The organism is Streptomyces kunmingensis, from assembly GCF_039533535.1.
Classification (GTDB): domain Bacteria; phylum Actinomycetota; class Actinomycetes; order Streptomycetales; family Streptomycetaceae; genus Streptomyces; species Streptomyces kunmingensis.
In genome coordinates this window covers 39,622-45,020 of the sequence record NZ_BAAATS010000073.1, presented here as the reverse complement: position 1 = coordinate 45,020, position 5,399 = coordinate 39,622, and the positions used below count along the sequence as shown (strand labels likewise).

Genomic DNA, 5,399 nt, shown 5'->3' with positions numbered 1-5,399 from the left:
ACTTGTCGATGGGTAAATTCCCAGCTCAGCGTCTTCCCTCAGAAGGAACTGCACCCACCGAAGAATAGCCACCCTATGGGAGTTATGACCGACTCAATGAAAGTGTGCGAAAGCCAGGCCCGCAGCCGCTAAACCCGCAAGTCACGCAGTCTGCTCCCCGCACCCGCGGGGATGGTCCCGGCATCCGCGCCGCCGACAGATGGTCCCATCCTCGATCCCGAGGAGACGCCGGAGACCGCGTGCTCTCGCGCCCGCGGGTATGCTCCCAAGACCCTCGTCTACGTCGAGAACGACCCGTTTTGCTCCCTGTTTCCGCAGGGATGGCCCCGCGACCGAAGCCCGGCTCGGCGCAGGGCCCTCGAGCTCCCCGCACTTGCGGGGATGGTCCCGAGCGCTCTCCGTCCCAGAAGCTGTCACCGTCCTGCTCCCGCACCCGCGGGGGTGGTCCCGCGGCCCGCGCGGATGTGATGGTGGAGTCCTTCTGCTCCTCCCGCCCGCGGGGGTGGTCCCTCGACTCGCTCGGTCTGTCGCTGCGCGACTTTCTGCTCCCCGCACCCGCGGGGATGGTCCCTGCGGGCTGCACGGATTGAGCGTGAACCGTCCCTGCTCCCCGCACCCACGGGGATGGAACCTGGCCGCCCTGCCCTTCCGCCAGCGGCGCCGTCTGCTCCCCTCACCCGCGGGGATGATCCCCGCACGTTGCCGTCGGTGTTGGCTTCGTCGTCCTGCTCCCCGCACTCGCGGGGATGGTCCCAAAACAGGTTCAAGTCCCGTCACTCACCCTGCCTGCTCCCCGCACCCGCGGGGATGGTCCCTCGGGCTTGAGTGCCATGGTCAGAACCTCACTCTGCTCTCCGCACCCGCGGGGATGGTCCCAGGAACGGGACTCCGGCGTTCACGCACTGGTTCTGCTCCCCGCGCGTGCGGGGATGGTCCCCGGTTGGAGATCACCGACGCCGACGTCGACCGCTGCTCCCCGCAATCGCGGGGATGATCCCGTCGCCCTCGGGCGCGTGGCATACCTGGCAAGCTGCTCCCCTCACCCGCGGGGATGGTCCAGGCCTGCTGCGCACCCGGGAGCAGGCTCGAGCGCGCTGAACTGGACAGAGATCTCGTCTGCCGTTGCGGGTGCCGTGGGGGCTGCGGTCGCGGTGTCGCCGTTGACGCCCGCGGTCTCGGAGCGGAGAGCTGCTGCGTTCTTGCCCCCGTTTTCCATGATCTCGTCAGTACGCTGTTCGATCAGTTGGGATTCCTCCGAATGACTCCGACCGCGTGCAACGTAGGCAGCGGCCTCTTGGTAGGGGGGCCCTGGGCCCGCCCTCGTTTTCGGGCGGGCCGGGTCGGTTCAAGCGAGGTGGTGGGCGAGGAAGTCCGCGTTGGCTGCCAGGTCGTGGCCCAGCCGAACGCTGCAGTGCGGGAGTTGGGCAAGGTGCGCGGCGACGGCCTGTCGGGCGTGGTCGCTGCCGCTGCCGGTGGGAGCCAGGCCGAGAATGTCGGGGTAGCGGTCCTCGGTGGCACCGTGCATGAAGTCCTCATCCCCGAGAGCCCGGTGCTGATTGAGGGCGGCCGGTCGGGCACTGGGGTCGATCTGCGGGAAGAGGACGGTGGCGGCGCGGCCTTCGGTGGCCAGGTCGAGGCCGAACCAGGCGTTGAACTGGTCGGGGAAGATGTGCGCTTTCCTCTCCCGTCGCCCGTCGCTCTCCCACAGCGGGGTGCGGCGGCCGGTCATGAGCGCCTGGGTGACCTCGGGGTGCTGGGTGGGGTGGAGGCGGTCTCCGTCGTGGAGGCGGGTGCGGGCGATGTCGCACCAGCCCAGTGCGTCGAGGAGACCGAGGCCGATCGCGGCGGCCGACGGCCAGGGCAGCACGTCCAGGTGTCCGGCCCGAGTGGGGCGCACGAAAACCCGGTCGTTGGCGAGCAGTTGCCAGCCGCGGGTGGCGAGGGCGAGCGCGGTGGTGGTCTTGCCCGCGCCCTTGGCGCCGAAGGTGAGAACGGCCTGGCCGTCTCGGACGGCGGCGGAGGCGTGCAGCAGGGTCCAGCCGTCGGCCAGGAGCAGGCCGCGCAGGGTGTCGCGGGCGATGCGGGCCGATGCCAGGCCCACCTGTTCGGCGTCGGTGCCGCGGAGGCTGAGGTATCCGCTGAGGGTGTGGTGCAGGTAGGCGAGCTGTGGGCCCGGGCTGACCGCGGTGATGGTGCCGGTGGCGTCATGGGCGACGAGGGTTTCGGCGCGGGCGTAGGAGGCCTTCTCATGCGGGCTGGCTTCGACGAGGGCGCGCAGGCCGGCGTACTCGGCTTCGTTGACGTCGGCGGCCAGTAGGGGACCAGTCCAGGCGGTGGCGGCCGGGACCTCGAACGCCTTCCACCAGGAGCCGAAGTAGCGGCGGTTGTAGTCGGCGACGGCGGGGGTGCTGGAGAGGAGGGTGAGGTGCTGGTCCGCGGCATGCAGCCGCAGCGCGGTCATGATGGGGGTGTCCACGGAGTCCCGTTCTATGTGGTGAGGCTCGGCACGGTCATGCCGAGGTGCGTGGTGAGGTCGTGGTAGGCGACGCGGAGTTTGTGATGTGTAGCGGTGAACTGCCTCTGCTCGGCGTCGTTCAGCTCGGGCAGGCAGGCGGCCGGCTGCCCCTGGGTGGAGCGCAGATCAATCCCCAGGCAGCCGCCGTTGTGGGGGGCGGAGAGCTCCTCGGTGCCGTCGGCGAGGGCGAGGCTCTTGCGCAGGGCGGAGAGCACGGCACCGGCCGGACCGGACCGGGTGCGCCCGAGGCTGGCGCTGATACGGGCGGCGCAGTCGCGCAGCTCGTCTCTGGCCCACTGCAGGGGCAGTGGCACGCGCTGGCCGTTCACTGTGGTGGTGGAGGCGCACAGGACGGCGCCGTCGCCGTGCTCGCCGATCACATGGCCGCGGACCACGGCCGGCGGCACCCGGAGGTGGCAGGCCAGAATGTTGCGGTAGCGGGCGCTATCGCGATTAGAGCCGATGCCGACCACCCGCGGGCGCCGAGGGTTTCCGCGAACAAACGGGTAATCAGGTCGACCGGGCTGGTAACCACAAGGACGGTGCCGGCATAGCCGCGCAACTGATGGGCGAGGCGGACGACGGTTGGCGCGGTCGCGGCCGCCCCGGCCATACGGACGTCCGCACGGGCGGTGTTGATGAAGGAGGCACGTACAGCGATGACGATCGCCCGGCAGGCGTGCATGCCAGTGGCCGAGCTGACCTGCGGCCGTGTCGGTGTGCCGGCGGCTACTCGCAGGTCATCGAGGTCGGCGACAAGAGCGTGGGCCTGCCCGACGATGCGCGAGGCAATCAACAGCCGCTCGCTCAGGCCCGCCGTGCACAGGGCCGTGGCCATCGCCTGTCCCACCGCGCTGGCGCCGACCAGACCGATTGCCTCGACGTAAACGCCCGTCATGTGACTGCCCCTCTGACCGCGGTCAGCACCTCGTGCCAGGCGGCCGGGGTGTCCTGCTGCCGATGGACGGCCGCGCTCGCCCGGTCCAGCAGACTGCAGGCGGCCAGCGGCCGCTCGGCCAGCGCCCGGGTGCGCTCGTTCAGGGGCAGACCGGGCGGCGCGGACAGCACCGTGGACAGCAGATTGGCCGTGTCCACCAGCCAGAAGACCAGCACCTCACGCCGCCAGGAGCGGGCGGCCTCCTGCGGCCAGGACCCGCCCGCCCCGCGCAGCAGCCAGACCAGCGACATACCGAGATACGAATACATTCCATACAGGAGGCGGTCGTTGACGCTCAGGTGAACGACATAGCCGGTGACGCTCGGCACGTGATCGCCGACGCGGATCTCGGCCCGCGACCACAGGATGGTGGCAGCCTGGTGTATCTGCGTACAGGCGAAGTCGAAGACGTCGGCAATCCGCGGCACCGGGGCCGGGTTTCGGGGCGTACTGAGGGTGAGGGTACTCACCAGAGCCTCCTTCAGAAGGCTGGGTTACCGCTGGTCAGATGCCGAGCGGGCGGGGCGCGAGAGATGCTCGAGGCCACGGCCATGGACTGGTCCCACTGCTGACTGCAGGCGGGCGGGTTCTGCCGGTTGCCGTCGGCGAGGGGAAGGAAGGTCACCGGGCGGGCGGTGAAGTACACCGCAAGGCCCGGGCGGAGGCTCGGCAACAGAACGAGCGCAACCGATCGATCTTGGTCGAGGCCCCTCTAGGAGCGCACCTGCCCGAACAGCAGCCACACGGTGACCGACTCGGCTTCGCCGTCGGTACAGAGGGACTGCAGCATTCGGACTGGAACACGCAGCCACCGCAGTGTTTCGCGCGCTGTATCCGCGCCATACGACGCGACGAGCGTGGCAGCGTCGGGGGCAACCAGAAGGCACTCGCTCCAGAACCCGGGCCGGAGGAGTTCGGTGCTGGTCATGCTGGCACCACTGTCTGGGGGCGAAGACTGGGTTCGTAAAGACCCGCGATGCTGCTACATCGCTCGTGACCGGGCAAAGATCCTGCAGGTCTCGCTGGATCTGGTGGCGCAGGGCGCCTACGAGCACCCGACGTCGCATCTGACGGCAGGACTCGGCATGCAGATGATGGGCGATGAGGCATCTGCCGACGACCAGCCGGATGCCGGCATCACCGTGGTTGTCCGCACGCCACATCCCCAGGAGGAACAGAAGCCGCTCCATCGCCTTGCGTCGTGGGCACACGCGAAGGCGGCTTTCTCGGCCGACCGAGGATGCCCGCCGTGGGGGGGGTTGCCGAAGCGGCGCTGGAGGCGGCGCTCATGACGTCCCCTCAGCCGAGTTGGTGCCTCGATCCGCACGGCCGTTGACGAGCTCCAGGGGGATGTCTGCCCAGGTGGTCTTCCCGAGCACTTCCGGAGTGCTGCCCCAACTCGCAGACAGGCGCTCGACAATCAACAGGCCCCTGCCGCCGTCCGCGTCCAAGTCCTCCCCCGGTGCTACCAGAATGGGCAGCGTGGGGTCGGCATCGCGTACTTCTACACGGACGATCGTCTCCAGCAGACGGAGCGTCACCCCGAATTCGCGGCCCTGAGCAGTACGCACATGCCGTACGGCGTTGGAGGCTAGTTCGTCGGCCACGTGCACCACCGCCTCTGCCGTCCCGGAAGCAACTCCCCACGCAGACAGCACCCGTTCGGCGTGGTGGCGGGCCTTCCTTATCTGGGCGGGGTGTGCGAGGTAGCGGGAACGGTCCGTCTTCGCTTCGGCCATGTCGTGTCCTCCGGGGCCGGCCGCGCCGCAAAACACGCAGCGCAGGGTGATCAACTCCACACAGAGAGTAGCAGTGCCCTCACTATCCCTTGCGGGCACCCCAAGGTGCAAGTCCCTACTGTGAGTTGTACGCATCGTGGTTGTCGTTGACAGTCGGGGGCGGCAAACTGGCATCAGCCAAAGGGGAGGAAGCCCGCCGTGCCCGTGA

7 protein-coding genes are annotated in these 5,399 nt (G+C 69.2%); 1 reads left to right on the top strand and 6 read right to left on the bottom strand.

The window, feature by feature from the left end; genetic code table 11:
* Window positions 1-1,345 precede the first annotated feature (1,345 nt).
* The 5 genes from ABD366_RS43165 to ABD366_RS43145 all read right to left on the bottom strand — a co-directional run bounded on the left by ABD366_RS43165 (window position 1,346) and on the right by ABD366_RS43145 (window position 4,380).
* Window positions 1,346-2,476: a hypothetical protein gene (locus ABD366_RS43165; protein ID WP_324768506.1), complete on the bottom strand. Its 1,131-nt coding sequence runs from the start codon at window positions 2,474-2,476 to the stop codon at window positions 1,346-1,348.
* 11 nt (window positions 2,477-2,487) lie between these two features.
* Window positions 2,488-2,910: a Rossmann-fold NAD(P)-binding domain-containing protein gene (locus tag ABD366_RS43160; RefSeq protein ID WP_324768505.1), complete on the bottom strand. Its 423-nt coding sequence runs from the start codon at window positions 2,908-2,910 to the stop codon at window positions 2,488-2,490.
* On the bottom strand, window positions 2,892-3,413 hold the full coding sequence (locus ABD366_RS43155; protein ID WP_324768503.1) for a Rossmann-fold NAD(P)-binding domain-containing protein: 522 nt from the start codon (window positions 3,411-3,413) through the stop codon (window positions 2,892-2,894). The genes ABD366_RS43160 and ABD366_RS43155 overlap by 19 nt, the downstream gene beginning before the upstream one ends.
* Window positions 3,410-3,922 carry a hypothetical protein gene (locus ABD366_RS43150; RefSeq protein WP_324768502.1) on the bottom strand — a complete coding sequence of 171 codons (513 nt, stop codon included), beginning with the start codon at window positions 3,920-3,922 and terminating at the stop codon, window positions 3,410-3,412. Before ABD366_RS43150 ends, ABD366_RS43155 begins: the two co-directional genes overlap by 4 nt.
* 242 nt (window positions 3,923-4,164) lie before the next feature.
* The gene (locus tag ABD366_RS43145; RefSeq protein ID WP_324768501.1) at window positions 4,165-4,380 is read right to left on the bottom strand and encodes a hypothetical protein; all 216 of its coding nucleotides are present in this window, start codon (window positions 4,378-4,380) and stop codon (window positions 4,165-4,167) included.
* Between ABD366_RS43145 and ABD366_RS43140 the strand changes: the two genes are divergently transcribed.
* A complete protein-coding gene (locus ABD366_RS43140) occupies window positions 4,370-4,744 on the top strand; it encodes a hypothetical protein (protein WP_324768500.1) in 375 nt (124 codons plus the stop codon). The genes ABD366_RS43145 and ABD366_RS43140 overlap by 11 nt on opposite strands.
* Here the strand turns inward: ABD366_RS43140 and ABD366_RS43135 are convergent.
* A complete protein-coding gene (locus tag ABD366_RS43135) occupies window positions 4,739-5,251 on the bottom strand; it encodes an ATP-binding protein (protein ID WP_344443640.1) in 513 nt (170 codons plus the stop codon). The genes ABD366_RS43140 and ABD366_RS43135 overlap by 6 nt on opposite strands.
* Between the last annotated feature and the right edge of the window lie 148 nt (window positions 5,252-5,399).